This is a genomic window from Stenotrophomonas maltophilia group sp. RNC7 (assembly GCF_030910085.1).
Taxonomy (GTDB): Bacteria; Pseudomonadota; Gammaproteobacteria; order Xanthomonadales; family Xanthomonadaceae; genus Stenotrophomonas; species Stenotrophomonas sepilia.
Map to the genome: position 1 here is coordinate 1 of NZ_JAVFVN010000666.1, position 397 is coordinate 397.

Consider the following 397-nt stretch of genomic DNA (forward strand, 5'->3'; position numbering starts at 1 on the left):
CTCGGCCTCGCAAGAGCAGATCGCCGCGGCCCTGAGCGAAGCTGGCTTCCCGCCGCGCGCGCAGTAACACCGCGTCGTGGCCGGCCTGCACACAGGACGGCCGATGCGAGCACGTGCGCTGCGCCGTACCTGGCGCGGCGCTCAGTGCATCCCAAGGTAGGCGACCTTGGCCCACATCCACAGGGCCATCGCCACCATCATCAGGTTCTCGGTCAGGGACACGAAGCCCAGCGGCACGTTGCTGTCCCCGCCCACACAGGCGCACTTGAGTTCCCGGCGATCGACATAGACCGCCTTGAAAACCGACACGGCCCCGACGGTCCCGATGAACAGCGCCAACGGAATCGACACCCACATCCCCACGCCCGCGACCATCAGGACGCCTGCGATGGCCTCC

General features: G+C 68.0%; 1 pseudogene. It reads right to left on the reverse strand.

Annotation, left to right across the window (positions count from 1 at the left end):
- Positions 1 to 141 precede the first annotated feature (141 nt).
- Positions 142 to 397 (reverse strand): annotated as a pseudogene (locus RCF13_RS13630) (glutaredoxin); the annotation flags it as partial.